At 33.5% G+C, this 14,230-nt stretch carries 15 protein-coding genes; all 15 read right to left on the minus strand.

The features are described 5' to 3' along the window. Positions 1-427: 427 nt before the first annotated feature. On the minus strand, positions 428-886 hold the full coding sequence (locus tag ABV008_RS02330) for a PH domain-containing protein (RefSeq protein WP_352418204.1): 459 nt from the start codon (positions 884-886) through the stop codon (positions 428-430). Positions 887-1,455: 569 nt separating this feature from the next. Further along, positions 1,456-3,159 carry a M56 family metallopeptidase gene (locus tag ABV008_RS02335; RefSeq protein WP_352418205.1) on the minus strand — a complete coding sequence of 568 codons (1,704 nt, stop codon included), beginning with the start codon at positions 3,157-3,159 and terminating at the stop codon, positions 1,456-1,458. Positions 3,160-3,161: 2 nt separating this feature from the next. Further along, the gene (locus tag ABV008_RS02340; protein WP_352418206.1) at positions 3,162-3,524 is read right to left on the minus strand and encodes a BlaI/MecI/CopY family transcriptional regulator; all 363 of its coding nucleotides are present in this window, start codon (positions 3,522-3,524) and stop codon (positions 3,162-3,164) included. Positions 3,525-3,992: 468 nt separating this feature from the next. Next, positions 3,993-4,250 (minus strand): DUF2442 domain-containing protein, encoded by a 258-nt coding sequence (locus ABV008_RS02345; RefSeq protein ID WP_352418207.1) that lies wholly within the window; start codon positions 4,248-4,250, stop codon positions 3,993-3,995. A gap of 11 nt (positions 4,251-4,261) precedes the next feature. Next, positions 4,262-4,528 carry a DUF4160 domain-containing protein gene (locus ABV008_RS02350; protein WP_352418208.1) on the minus strand — a complete coding sequence of 89 codons (267 nt, stop codon included), beginning with the start codon at positions 4,526-4,528 and terminating at the stop codon, positions 4,262-4,264. Positions 4,529-5,539: 1,011 nt separating this feature from the next. Beyond that, positions 5,540-6,277 (minus strand): ABC transporter permease, encoded by a 738-nt coding sequence (locus tag ABV008_RS02355; protein WP_352418209.1) that lies wholly within the window; start codon positions 6,275-6,277, stop codon positions 5,540-5,542. Then, positions 6,274-7,008 carry an ABC transporter ATP-binding protein gene (locus ABV008_RS02360; RefSeq protein WP_352418210.1) on the minus strand — a complete coding sequence of 245 codons (735 nt, stop codon included), beginning with the start codon at positions 7,006-7,008 and terminating at the stop codon, positions 6,274-6,276. The genes ABV008_RS02355 and ABV008_RS02360 overlap by 4 nt, the downstream gene beginning before the upstream one ends. Then, complete coding sequence (locus tag ABV008_RS02365) at positions 7,005-7,334, minus strand: AbrB/MazE/SpoVT family DNA-binding domain-containing protein (protein WP_352418211.1); 330 nt, start codon at positions 7,332-7,334, stop codon at positions 7,005-7,007. The genes ABV008_RS02360 and ABV008_RS02365 overlap by 4 nt, the downstream gene beginning before the upstream one ends. Before the next feature lie 280 nt (positions 7,335-7,614). Then, complete coding sequence (locus tag ABV008_RS02370; protein WP_352418212.1) at positions 7,615-8,439, minus strand: undecaprenyl-diphosphate phosphatase; 825 nt, start codon at positions 8,437-8,439, stop codon at positions 7,615-7,617. A gap of 12 nt (positions 8,440-8,451) precedes the next feature. Next, the gene (locus ABV008_RS02375) at positions 8,452-9,189 is read right to left on the minus strand and encodes an ABC transporter permease (protein WP_352418213.1); all 738 of its coding nucleotides are present in this window, start codon (positions 9,187-9,189) and stop codon (positions 8,452-8,454) included. Beyond that, positions 9,182-10,105 (minus strand): ABC transporter ATP-binding protein, encoded by a 924-nt coding sequence (locus ABV008_RS02380; protein WP_352418214.1) that lies wholly within the window; start codon positions 10,103-10,105, stop codon positions 9,182-9,184. Before ABV008_RS02380 ends, ABV008_RS02375 begins: the two co-directional genes overlap by 8 nt. Positions 10,106-10,309: 204 nt before the next feature. Then, positions 10,310-11,218 carry a sensor histidine kinase gene (locus ABV008_RS02385; protein ID WP_352418215.1) on the minus strand — a complete coding sequence of 303 codons (909 nt, stop codon included), beginning with the start codon at positions 11,216-11,218 and terminating at the stop codon, positions 10,310-10,312. Further along, positions 11,215-11,922, minus strand: a complete 708-nt coding sequence (locus ABV008_RS02390; RefSeq protein ID WP_352418216.1) for a response regulator transcription factor — start codon at positions 11,920-11,922, stop codon at positions 11,215-11,217. The genes ABV008_RS02385 and ABV008_RS02390 overlap by 4 nt, the downstream gene beginning before the upstream one ends. Positions 11,923-12,530: 608 nt before the next feature. Further along, positions 12,531-12,974: a GNAT family N-acetyltransferase gene (locus tag ABV008_RS02395; RefSeq protein ID WP_257531356.1), complete on the minus strand. Its 444-nt coding sequence runs from the start codon at positions 12,972-12,974 to the stop codon at positions 12,531-12,533. A 296-nt stretch (positions 12,975-13,270) separates the two neighbouring features. Beyond that, a partial coding sequence (locus ABV008_RS02400) for a recombinase zinc beta ribbon domain-containing protein (protein WP_352418217.1) occupies positions 13,271-14,230 on the minus strand: 960 nt, incomplete at its 5' end.

Here is a 14,230-nt window from a genome sequence, read left to right on the forward strand (position 1 = left end):
TGGTTTAGTCAAGGGCGAGCGTAGCAATTGCATTATACCCTTGACTAAATCAAAGGAGCAATCTTACAATTACAAGTAAATTCATAGGAATTTAAATATATTGTTCGGAAAAAAGTTGTCCAAAAAAGGGTTGACATATCACACTCAAATTTAAACTGTATTGTTTATAATTGTTTGTTTTTTCCTATCTGCCTGAAAACGCCAACAAAGTTTAAAACTAATCCTACAATAAATAAATACGTAACAAGATTGGGAATTTTTTTATGTAGCAAGAACATTAAAATCATTATTAAAAAAGAAAGAAAACACATAATCAAACCTAATTTTGAGATGTTATTCATTCATACCCTCCTAGAATTCTATTTTTTATAAAGTGAAATCCATTCTTCTAATATCAAATCGTGAGTGTAGTCAATCCTCTACATCTTTATTCAGTAAAATGCTTCTGATTAACATTTCTTACATTTTCGGTTAAAATATCCATCAGGATTTCATGGTTTTTTCGTTCAAAATTCAAGCTTCCAATTTGAGCGTTTGATATACCAAAGTATTTCACTTTAATATTATCTACAATCTCAATATCTACTCTACTAATTTCATTCCATAAATAAAGTTCTTTTCCACGGAATTGCTGAATGATTCCTTTAGTAGAAATACCTTGTTTCATCCATAAAGCAATTAAGGTTAAAATAGCTAATAATCCCAATAAATAATGATTCCATTCTTTTGCAAAAAAATATGTAATTAATGCCAACACAAAAACTCCAACCAACATCATACAAATTTCTATCTTGCTTTTTTTAGTTAAAATTATTAGGTTTTTCATATAACTTAGTTGTTTGATAAAAACGGTAGTCACCAAAATCAGAGCTATATAAGTACTCATGCTTTTTCACTTCCTTCGCCAAATATAAACTATTATTACTTCGCTTGATTATACTTATATACATTATACAAACGCTATATTAACTTATCAAGCTATTATTTCATATCTCCAACCCTGCTTTTCTCATTTTTATTCTACAATTAAACCTTTTATCGAATGTCATCTAAAAATCACCCCAAAAATATGGAACCTATACCGATAAATACCCAATAACTAACAAGCCAAGCTGTCCATAATTCGTGTATTACTCCATCTCCAAGTACGATACCATCTGTCTCAAAATACACACCTATAAAAAAGCAATTATGTATCCGAAAGTAGCTGTGATTGTCAATATTTTTAGATTGAATATATAAGAAATTAAGAGTACTACAATACCAAAAATCCCTACACTTACTAGAGCATCTGACTTCCCATGTAAGGTAGCTAAATGAGTGAAATGACAAAGTATAAATGAGATACTAAACAATATTATTGAGCCTATTATCTGAAAGGCTTTTTTATTAAAGTTATTTTCAGAACTTGCCTCCTATTATATAAATACCTTTAGTCCATAACTGAATCCATTCTTATTGCTCGCTTTTAAATAGCACCCATTTGTTATTAATCAAAACAACAATATTACCATCATAATAAGCGTATTTTGAACCTATTGATCCAAAGTTTGTTTGCCCATTTTCCATTGGTTTTTCATGTTGGGAAACTGAAGAAACAACTTCCCCTACAATATCCGAATCACCGATTTCTATAGACACTACTTTTCCTGTATCCATGTAGATTTTATCATTTACCATAATCATCGGTCGCCTATCAGATAATCTTGCTTTTATATCAAACAAGCTGAATACCATATCTCCTCGTACATATGATAATGTTACAATCGTGCCATCTTCTGTATGGAGATAACCGTATTCGTCTGTGTTAAAGAGGACTGCATGGTGGCTGTAATTGCCAAGCTTTGTTGAATTAATCACTTCTTCTATGGGAACAAACTGACTTCTAAATGGATTATCCATTGGCTTATAAGCTGTTACTTGTAATGTATTATCTGAAACGGTGTATACAAACATATTTTCACTGCTCATAGGGTGTAATTGCACTGTGTTACCGTCCATGCTAACTGAAACATTACAATAATTATCTCCTTGTGTTTGATGACAGTTAAGAGGCTTCAAATCTAGGCTACGTATAATTTGTAATGAATTAAGGTCATAAACAAACAATCCGAAATAATCGTGGAAAATTACTATATCATTAGAAGCATAGTCAAGCTGAACCATGTCAACTCCTACGATTTGCCCGAAAGATAACTCTGGCGCAGTAGGTTCAATAGTTGCAGCTTTCGGATTGGCTATTAGTCCGATTCCAGCTACAGTCACAATGACAATCGACAAAACAATTACCCAAAACCTTGGCCTTTTATAGTTTAATACGTTTTTTATCCTCCCTCTTACATTCCCCTCACCAAAAGCAATTGGACTTCCATTTAATATATGACTTCCAATAGCAAGCGACAAAAGTGAATTCGCATAAGGCTTTTTAATTTCTTCATTCATTTCTTTCAGTACTCTTTCGTCACAAGAAAACTCCATATCTGTACTCATTAACAAGAACGCTATCCACACGAGGGGATTAAACCAATGTATGGACAATATTAAAAAAGCCAATACTTTAATTATATGGTCTTTTCGTTGGATGTGGGTCTGTTCATGGAGCAAAATATAGCTTCTATCTTCAATGCTAAGACCAACCGGTAAATATATCTTTGGCCTTATTAATCCAAGTACAAATGGTGTTTTCAAATTCTTTGCTTCAAAGATATTCTTCTCAATTAATCTTGCACTTTTAAGCTGTCTTTTTAAGATCAAGATAGATACAATGCTATAAACAAGCAATGCTATTATGCCTAAAACCCAGATGTATGCCCCTATTTCAGTATATATCTGCAATGGATTTACACTTGCTCCAACAGTCGGTGCGGGTAGTGATTGACTTACAAATGAATCAACTACTTCTATCCCACTGTTAATCTGAGGACTTTGTTGATAGATGATATCATAGGGAATCGGAACAGTATTTGTATTCCGTGGCATAAGACTAAATATGCTTTCAAAGGAAAATGGAATTATAAGGCGAAAAGCAACCACATCCCATAAGGCATAGGAGATGACTTTTGGAGCTTTTTTGAGTAGCAGCCTGATAAGTATTACAAAAAGGATTACATAGCTTGCCGTAAAGCTCATGTTTAAAACAGTAAGAAATAGTTCACTCATTGCTACACCTCCTTGCGCTCATCAATCAATCTTTTCAACTCTTCAGCCTGATGATTACTTAATTTTTTACCACTGATAAAAGCTGTTAGAAATTTCGGCAAAGACCCTCCAAAGGTATCCTCAACAAAACGTATACTTTGCTTGGCATAATATTCATCCCTTGAAATTTGAGATGAAACCACAGCATTTTCATTTTGAAAAATGCCCTTTTCACATAACTTTTTAAGTACTGTATATGTCGTGGACTTTTTCCAATTCATTTCTTTTTCACTTAGCTTCACAAGATCGCCAGAACCAATCGGCTCGTTCTGCCAGATTAATTCTGCTAATTTTTCTTCACTTTCTGCAAGTTTATATTCCTTCATGATAAACCTCCTTGGTCTATACGATATCGACTTTATATTATAAGTCTATTCAAAATAGACCAAATTGTCAATGATGATTTCTTAAAGCTTATATAAATTAAATTATTAATCACAGAATGTAAAAACCGCCAACCAAGGGAATTTATCTCTTGATTGACGGTCGATCGCAAATGCCATTTTTATATATCTATCCGTTCTCCACAACCTTAGATGTTATCTATACTGTCCACCCACAAACGCACTTTAGCACTTTCCATCGAGTAGACAAGCTGGATATAATCCAACAAACCCAGTAAAATTAAGGTTTACGCCCTTGATATCATTACTACCGTCTCAACATGCCTTGAGAGGATAATAATGATGTCGTAGATTGATATTACCCCCTTGGTGTTTTCTGTCATTATATAAGAAATAGGACCGCATAATTATACAGTCCTATTTTTATAGCTTGAAGTTCAATCACACTTGCTAATCTTTACAGTTTGAGTCGCTAAAGGGCTTGCTTAACCCATACAAATCATCTGGGCATATATCTATACCATTTGGCCATTCTAATGTTTTATGCATAACTCTTGCGTTCTTGAATAGACCCTTATTCCTTAATGAAGTAAACCATTTGTCGCCCAATAGACCTTCAGCATCAAAGATTCGTCTCTCCATATTGTCAAAAGTAACAAGTAATTTATAATCATCAATATACTTAACATCCTTAGGTCGTGGATACATTAAAATCCCTCCTATCTCAAAGGTTCAATCTTAAAAAGCTCTTCACCGTTCTGTAATAATTGCCAGTTGGCTCCCAATTCTTCCTGGTGTATTAATATCCAGGCAATTGTTAATTGTTGCTGTTTTCTTGGGATATGGCCTTCTATCATATTTCCGTCAAAATCAAAGATTGCTTCATCTCCACTATACAAAACATGTATATGCGGCATATGATGCTTGCCACCAAGTTCCCTATACATCCTGATAATAATTCCGTAAAACATGCTTATTGTTGGCATTTTCCCACCTACTTTCTGCACTCTTATAAGCTATCTATATCTTTATTATATAGTATTCATATATTATTGGCAATTAAAAATACATTGTGAATGTAATAAAAAACAGCAAGGGTTTCTTGCTGTTGGACTTGCTTGTTAAATTATTTAAATAAAGAAGGTTTGTTAGTATCTAATGCTTCGTACTTTATAAATAATGTTCAGTTAACGGGCGGGGATGGAACCCCGCCCCTACACAAAATATTGTAATATCAACCGTAGGGGACGGTTTCCATGCCGTCCCGTGCATTTGTAGCAGGACGCACTTATTTACAAATATGCATCAAATTAAACTCTTCTGTTATTATTATATAACATATAATATCTTAAAGAAACATTTCTGCTATAGAATTTGTTTAAATTATTCTTTTGTGTTCCCACTGACCATCTACTACCACCGAAACATTAAAATATTTTTTTAGAACCTTTTTCTTAAAATTATGCTCATCTTCCACAAACTCAAAATGGTCATGAAACTGCTTGAATCTCAGGATTTCTATATAATTTCCTTTTGTATCAACACTATGCACTCCACATGGGTGGAGTTGATGGAATTGATGTCTTGGGCTGCTTTTTTTAACCTTACGTTTACGGGAACATGCCAATGGGTTTTTGGCTGATTTTTGAAAAACCGCCGTTCACGGGAACATATCCACGGAAAACTTATTTATGGAAACATATTCACGATATTTGCGTTGTGGGCAACATATTAACAGCAGCAAACTGAAATTTCTTACCTTATCCATCAGTTTCCCAAGCCATCTTGGATTGAGAGTTTAATAGTGATGTCCTTAGTGGACTTTTAAAGCTTATGTTCGTAGAAACATATCCCTGTGATTTCAGCTGTCTTTTGAAAAACTGAGGTATAAAGGAACATATCTATTACATTCTTTATAAAAAGATGATACATCATGACTATAACTACAAACACAGAGTATAATAATTTTAACAAAATTCAGTTTAATTAAATATAATTTAATCTGCATCACTGTTCATTCTTTTACTAAATATCAATACTGCTAAAATAAAAATTACAGTTGCATATCCTATTACCCACCAAAGATGTGGAAACATTCCACTATAGTTACCTGCAAGTGCCGATTTACCAGCATCAACTGCATGAACAAAGGGGAGTGCATAAGCAACCTGTTTAAAAGTTCCACCGACTAAATTTAAATCGAACCATGTTCCAGATAGCCATGCGGCAAGATTTGTAAGTAAAGCACCACAAACTCCCCCAACTTGTTTATCTGTAAGTAAACTTCCTGCCAATAACCCAATTCCTATAAAAAGAATGGATGTTGGAATGAGTACAATAAATACAATCAATACATTAACGCTAATTTTAAGTCCAAGGAAAAATGCTGCAATAAAACAAATAGCACTCTGCACTATTGCAAATGGCAAAAGTGGAAGTGAATAACCAAGTATAAAATTAGCTCCAGTAAGTGGAGATGAGAATAATCTCATTAAAAATGATGTACTTCTATCTTTTGCAATAAGCATTCCAGAAAATGTTGATATAAATGAAAATCCAAAAACAGCAATTCCTGGCACAAGATTTTCGATTTCAAATAAACTTACTGGGACATTAGACTGAATAATAGAAAGTAAAAACAATATAGCCAATGGAAATCCTATACCGAAAGCTAAGTTTAAAGGATCCCTTAAAATTTCCTTAGTATTTCGTGAAGCAAACGCTAATGTTTTCATATAGATACACCTCCATCTGTAGAAAGAGCAATAAATGCATCTTCAAAATTTTGTGCATTTGCACATTCCATAAGTTCCCTTGCTGTACCGACTGCTTTGAGTTTGCCTTTTGTCATAATACCAATCCTATCTGATAGAGCTTCTGCTTCTTCCAAATAATGTGTTGTGAGAATAATAGTAATTTTACCTTTTAATTCTTTTACTATAGTCCAAAGTTCACGTCTGGCGATGACATCAAGACCAAGGGTAGGTTCATCAAGAAATAAAATCTTCGGGTTAGAAATAAGAGACATTGCAATGCTTAGCCTTCTCTGCCAACCTCCTGATAATGTCTTTGCTTTACTTTTTGCTATTTCCGCAAGTCCAAAACTTTCAATTATCTCATCAGCTTTTTTTATAGCATCTTTTTTGTTATTGCCGTAAACTTCAGAAATCAATTGTAAATTCTCCTTAACTGTTAAATTTGGTGCAACTGCTGTTTCTTGCGGAGACACACCTATTTTTTCTTTTACAGCAAAGGAATTTTTAACTATGCTATCTCCAAGTAGTATTGCATCACCACTTGTTGGGCTACACAAACATGAAAGCATTTTAATTGTTGTTGTTTTTCCGGCTCCATTTGTACCTAGCAATGAAAATAATTCTCCTTCTTCAATAGATAAATTAAGCTTGTTTACTGCTACTTTTTCTTTGTACTTTTTTTCAAGGTCTATGGTTCTTATCGCAATCATTTACCTTCATCCTCCATTTTACTAACATTTTTTATTTCTTTTGCAAATTCAGTCAAATGTTCATTATTTTCATTATTTTCATTTCTATCAGGCTTATATTTACCGCTAAATATTTCATCAGCCATCTTATCAAAGTAATCAAGTCTCTGAATAGCTATTCCTCTTTCTACATCTGCCAGTAAAAGAAGTGTATCACCTGGTTCTATATTAAACATCTCCCGTGCTTCTTTTGGAATTACTATTTGTCCCTTAGCTCCTACCTTTACAGAACCCATATACTTATCTTGTATGCCATTTTCACGTTTTTCCTTATCTTCATTTTTCATATAATATATCTCCTTTCCTTTAGTATTTAAATAGTATGTCAAGTTATATATGTTCGTTATGTATAACTAATTATACTTAAGTAATCATTTCATGTCAATAAAAAAGTAGGAGTTATCATAGAGTTTTTTCTACGAATTCTCCTACTTTCTGAAGAATTTTACTTAATTGCTAAAGAACTTTTTATATTGAGACATATTATAAAATGTTTTTGACACAGTATATAAAGAATATATCACGATTTTGTTATAGTCTATCTAAAGCTAATGTTCATAATCTATATTATCGCACCAATACAAAATACAGCAGTACAATAATTCCAAGTATAATCCTATACCAACCAAACACTCTGAAATCGTGCTTTTTAATATATCCCATTAAAAATTTTATAGCAAATACCGATACTATAAAGGCTATCACCATACCAAATCCAAGAGTAAGAAGCTCTGAACTTGTAAAATCAAAGCCAAACTTTAACAGTTTAAATGCACTTGCACCAAACATTGTCGGCACAGCAAGAAAAAAGCTGAACTCTGCCGCCGCTACTCTGGATACACCGATAATAAGCGCACCAATAATGGTTGCACCTGAACGCGATGTTCCAGGGATAAGAGACAGCACTTGAAACACTCCAATCATAAAAGCCGTTTGATAGCTAATTTCCGCTAACGTATTCGTTTTTGGTTTACGCCTTTTATTCCAAGCCTCAATAACTATAAACAACACTCCATAAAGTATAAGCATTGCGGCAATTACAATAGGAGTACCTAAGTATGCTTCTAGGAAGTCATCAAACAAGAGGCCTATAATTCCCGACGGAATACACGCTACCAACACCTTAAACCATATGAAAAAAATATCTTTTTTGATTATTGGCTTTTCTCTAAAGCCAAAGGGAAACATCTTATCCCAAAATATAATTACAACAGCCAGAATTGCACCAAGCTGTATCACTACGAAAAACATTTCCTTAAACTCTTCACTCATATTAAGCTGCAAAAACTCATCAAGAAGTAACATATGCCCTGTACTACTGATAGGCAGCCACTCGGTAATACCTTCAACAATTCCAATAATAATCACTTTTATTAATTCTAAAATATCCATAAATAAGCCTCCTTATTTAACATCCTGTTTTTTAAAATAAGCAAAGCTTGAAAAAACTCCAAAGAAGAAAACAGTCAATATGATAACAAGAGCTGTTTCAATTGAATAGTTATATTTTTCAATATCCCCGCTTGCAATCAAATGAGGAGATGTCCACGGAAACAATACCCCTAAGTCTTCATTAGCCAGTGCAACATTGCCAAGAACTACTGTGGCTGCTGCAATAATCGGTGTAAATAAGTTTTTAAGCCAAAGTGTTATAAAGACGAAAGGTGACATTGTAAAATACAGTAAAAAAGCACCTAGAAAATACTCTTTAAGTGACTGTGTAATAACAGTAGCACTAAACTGGGCAGCATTGCCGATAATACTTAAAAGCAAAGTGGATATCCATGCTACTGCTGTTAAGATCATCATCCATATAAAAAGCATAAAGAATTTTGCAGTTAAAAAAGCTCCCTTTGAAACAGGAACGGTAAGCATCGACTTCAACGTATTTTCAGTATATTCACGGCTGAAAAGGTATGCAGCTATCACTCCATATACAATAACACCAAATAAAAGAAGTACATATAAATTTGTCTGTTCTAGCATATCCCAATAAGTAATAACTTTATTTGGCTCAGTAATTTTAGCTTTTATCAGCCCAGCAAAAACCATGACAGGCGATACCATTGCACCTAAAACACTAATAAAAAACATTTTTGAGCGTTTTAGCTTTAAAAATTCACAATATACTAGATTAACCAAGTTTCCCACCTCCAATCAAGTTTGAGAAATAATCCTCCAGTTTTTCTTCACTAATATTGACTTTTGATACTGAAATATCACTTTCTACAAAACACTGATTTAGCATTGATCTCATTTCCAAATTAGTGTAGAGGCGAATACTACCCTTTTCATGTACACTATAATCAGTAAGTCCAAACTTTTGCTCAAGCAAAAGACAAGCTTTGTTTTCATCTGAGACCACAAACTCAACATATTGCCTGTTGCGCTGGTGAAGCTCCTGCATAGCTACTTCCTCAATAAGCCTACCTTCATGCATAACTCCGATAATATCTGCGAGCTGTTCAATCTCGCTTAAAATATGGCTTGAAATGAGTATTGTTACTCCTTTTTCAATACAGAGCTTTTCAAGATATTTTCGTACCTCTTGTATACCTACAGGGTCGAGTCCATTAATTGGCTCATCTAAGATGAGCATCTCTGGTTCGTGCATAATCGCTGCTGCTATGCCAAGGCGCTGTTTCATACCAAGGGAATAGTTGCCAAAGGTTTTTTTCTTTTCCTTATCAAGACCTACAATTTCAAGTGCATTTTGTATGCTGTCCTTTTTGTGCTGTCCTCTCAAACGAGCAAAGATTTGTAAATTCTCTCTGCCTGTTAGGTTTTCATAAAAACCAGGTGTTTCAATCATAGAACCAATGCGACGATAAGTTCCCTTTAAATTTTTTCGGTAATCCTCTCCAAATAATGAAATTTCTCCACTTGTAGGTGCAGCAAGGTTTAACAGCATGCGCATAGTAGTGGTTTTGCCTGCCCCATTTCTACCAAGCAATCCATAGATTTTCCCTTGTGGAACATGCATATTCACACGGTCCACACCTATTTGTTCACCAAACCGCTTTGTCAGCTTGGTTGTTTTAATTGCATATTCACTCATCTGCATGACCTCCTTACAATACTTATTGTATCAGGTAATGCTGACATCACCCTTGCGCAAATCTTACTTTTTTCTTACTTTAATAAAAAAGTCTCCCATTGGTTGGGAGGTTAAGGAAGCCTTTTTTAAATGTGTAACAGAAAGTCTAAAACTGCGAAAAATTTATATTTTCCCGCCCACTATAAAAAGAGATGACAAATGACCTCATCTCTTAAACATTGGTAGTTCAATAGTAAATTCTGTATATTCACCTATATTACTTTGTGCAGTTACCCTACCCCCATGCATCTTTGCAAGCTCTTTGACAATAGAAAGTCCAAGGCCACTGCTCTGTCTACTTCTTGATGTATCCCCTTTATATAACCGTTCAAAAACTTGTGGTAGTTTATCTTTACCTATACCAATCCCGTTATCTTTTACTATTATGCTAATAATACCGTTATTCTGTTTGGCGGCAACCTTCAAATGACTGCAACTACTGTGCTCTACCGCATTTTGAATAAGGTTGCATACCATACGCTTATATGCAGAAGTGTCAAGTTCTAGGATCCATTCCTCATCTGGAATTTCTATTTCGGGAGTTATTTCCTTCTGCTCTAATGTAGGCAACCAATCAATAACTATTTCTTTAGTTAACTCACAAATATCAGTATCTTGCCTGATCAGCTTCAATTCTTTGGAGTCTATCTTGAACCAGTCAAACAGTGTATCAATAAGCCTCTTTAAGTCATAGGCTTTTTTTCTAGCAATTTTGATGTATTCCTCTTTTTCCCCATCATCAACAATATCACTTTCAAGTGCGTCCAAGTAACCAAGCAAAGATGTAAGGGGCGTTCTCACATCATGGGAAAGGCTTGTGAGTAATTCTTTGTTTGCTTGCTCTAACCTTTTCTGACGTGATAATTCTTGGTTATGGCTATAAATTAACTCATTAATTTCAAAACTTATTTTCGAAACAACTCCGTTATCTTTGATAAATATTTTTTTATTTTCTCCATTTTTAGCCGCCACAAGAACGTCTAACATTTGCCTTAGCTGTTTTCTCTGCATAACAAAGAGAAATATACACAGAATACAAATCAGGCTGAGGGTAACTATAATAAATATACTCATATTATACTCCCTCCATCAAATTTGTAACCAACACCCCATACAGTCTGAATAAACTGAGGCTGTTCAGGATTCGGCTCTATTTTTTTGCGGAGTCTACGAATATGTACCATAATATTGTTATCATCAAATGCATATTCATCCTTCCATACTGCACGATATATCTGTTTTTTGGTAAAAACCCTACCACTGTTCTTAGCAAGGAAATAAAGCAAATCAAACTCCTTTGCTGTAAGATCCACAGTTGCTCCAGAGGCTATAACCTCCCTTGTAGCAGGTGCGATTGAAAGATTATCAAATGTCAGCATAGATGCAGATTCCTCTACACTCTCACCACCTAAAGTAGTATAGCGACGAATGATAGACTGCACCCTTGCAACAAACTCATTCATACTAAATGGTTTTGTAAGATAATCATCAGCACCGAGCCTAAGTCCTAAAACCTTATCGATTTCACTGTCTTTTGCAGTAAGCATAAGAACCGGCACGCTGCTTGTTTTACGCAGATCAGAAAGTATATCAAAGCCATTTTTCTGCGGAAGCATGACATCAAGCACAACAAGCTGATATGAAGTGGTTAATCCTTCTGTAAGACCGTCTGCTCCATTATGTTTGGTGGTAACGACATAGCCTTCTGTTTCAAGGTACCTTTCAACAAGAGCACAAAGTTCTATGTCATCATCTATGATTAAAATTTTTTGTTTCACGTTTTCACCTTCTTTTTAGCAAAATTAAAACATTACATTTCCTTGTAAAGTTGTTTATTTAATTAAGTCTTTTCAATCACCTTTAGATTGCCATTCATTTTGCAAACCCAGTTAAGAGATTCCGTTTCTATGATAGCTTCTTCTAATAGCTCGTTAACATCACTTATGTTATCCGCTCATTATCAATAACAATATCAACAGCACTGATATTGTTATTATATATACATAGCCAACTTTAGTCAATTTAAAAAGGAATAAATATCCAATCAAGAAAATTTACCCCTCCCTTTTTATTTCGAGATATAAAAAAGAGGCTATGTCTATAATTTAAATTAACCTAAAAACTTAGCCCCTTGGTTTTCAATTCTATTTCTTGTATCTAGATATCTCAAAATATCTTGATAAATATTATTTAATCTATATTGCCTATTTTGCCCATCACCATTGAATCACAAATTTTTATGATAACTATAATTGAAATCATCATATAAATGTAATTTGGATAGACATAGTTAGCGTACAACATCTTACCACTGCGACGCCAAATATAAATGTTAGAAAACATTTTTTCCTATATAACTGTATATATACTTAATTTTATCTCCGCACTATTTAACAAGAATTATCAAATCACTAAGTGTTTTAAATCCGTTTTTTTCATAGAACTTCTGTGATGGATAATTTTTTTCTGTATTTAATATCATTGCATTCATTCCTTGCTCTTTAATATCTTCTTCTATTGCCTTTATAAACCAGCTGCCAATAGCTCTACCCTGCATTTCATAACTAACGCAAAATTCATCTATATAATATTCAAAGCCTTCTATCCATGGTTTTTTCATACCAATACTCAAGGCTACTACCTTATCATCTAACAAAGCTGCATAACCTACAAAGTAGTTATTGTTAAAATGATTATTAAAAAACTCCACTACTTGTTTTCTTGATTCGTAAATATCATTCCATGGTTCTTTAGTGAATGTTTCAATATATAAATCCACACAATCATTAATCATATGTTTTTTAATTTTTGATAAAACTAATTCTTCCATGCTTCTCCTCCTACACAACTTGTTGTTTGCTTTTTCTTTTTACATGCACAATATTTTACCTATGTTCATCTATAGTATATAATTCACCTACCATAATATCAACCAAATTTAACCATTTACTCTTCCTATATCTCCAATTATCCAATGTCATCTGTCAAATGTCCTATTTAAAAGGGTCAAAAATCGGTGTTTTTTAGCCGATTTTTGACCCAAATTCTATCCCGAAACCACTATATATTGTGGTCGAACCCTGCTTTTTCTCCTTTCAACCACAATACGTCATCAGAATTATACTCTCAACGTGGCTCGTCCTCTTGATAGGTGCATTTTTGTAAACCTGCATTTTGCTCACTTTTGGAAATTTGTTTATGTCCATCCATTTTGCTAGTTAAGCCTGTCTTAAATATGAATATCAACATATAAGGATCTATACTTCCATCTTCTTTATACCCACCTATAATAACTTCTTCCACTACAGTTTTAAATACTTCCCTATCAAATTCTTCTAGTGGTTCTTTGCTTTCGAATAGTTTCCTGAAGGATGCTATTCTCTCCTTAATAGTTTTTTCTTCACCTTCTACTATATCTAATTCTTTCTTTTCTGTTTTTAGTTCTAGGAGTTCTTTCTTTAGTTCAGTATATTTTTCCTCATAGTTTTCTTTATCTATTTTATCTTCTAGATGTAGATCTAGGAGTTTACTTATTTTATTGTCTACATTTCTTATATCCCCATCTATTTGCTTTAATAGTTTTTTATTATCCCTGGACTGTAATTCCTTCTCTATATTTTCTAGAAATTCCTCTACTATGGTTTTGTTATCTCTACATAGGATATTAAAGGCTTTTACAAAGGCATTTTCTATTATCTTTTCTTCTACTGCCTTACATTCAGGACAGGATTTCTTTCCCTTCCTGATTGCAGTTGTACAGAACCAGACATCCTTTTGTTTATCTGATCCACTATGCCATCTTCTTCTGGTAATATTTCCTCCACAGTAGGCACATTTCATCATACTGGAAAAGGCATATTTTAAGCTATGTTTTTTCATTCTTCCTTGATTATGATTTCTACTTCTTTTTTCTAATATTTCTTTTGCTTTATTAAATTGTTCCCTTGATATAATAGGTTCATGGTTATTTTTAATATAATACTTTTCTTCTTCACCAAAATTATCCAATCTTCTTTTACTTATTGGATCTAGAGTAAAGGTCTTTCCCATTAGGATATCCCCTACATATTTTTCATTTTTAATAAT

The sequence above is a fragment of the Proteiniborus sp. genome (genome assembly GCF_040308045.1).
Taxonomy (GTDB): Bacteria; Bacillota; Clostridia; order Tissierellales; family Proteiniboraceae; genus Proteiniborus.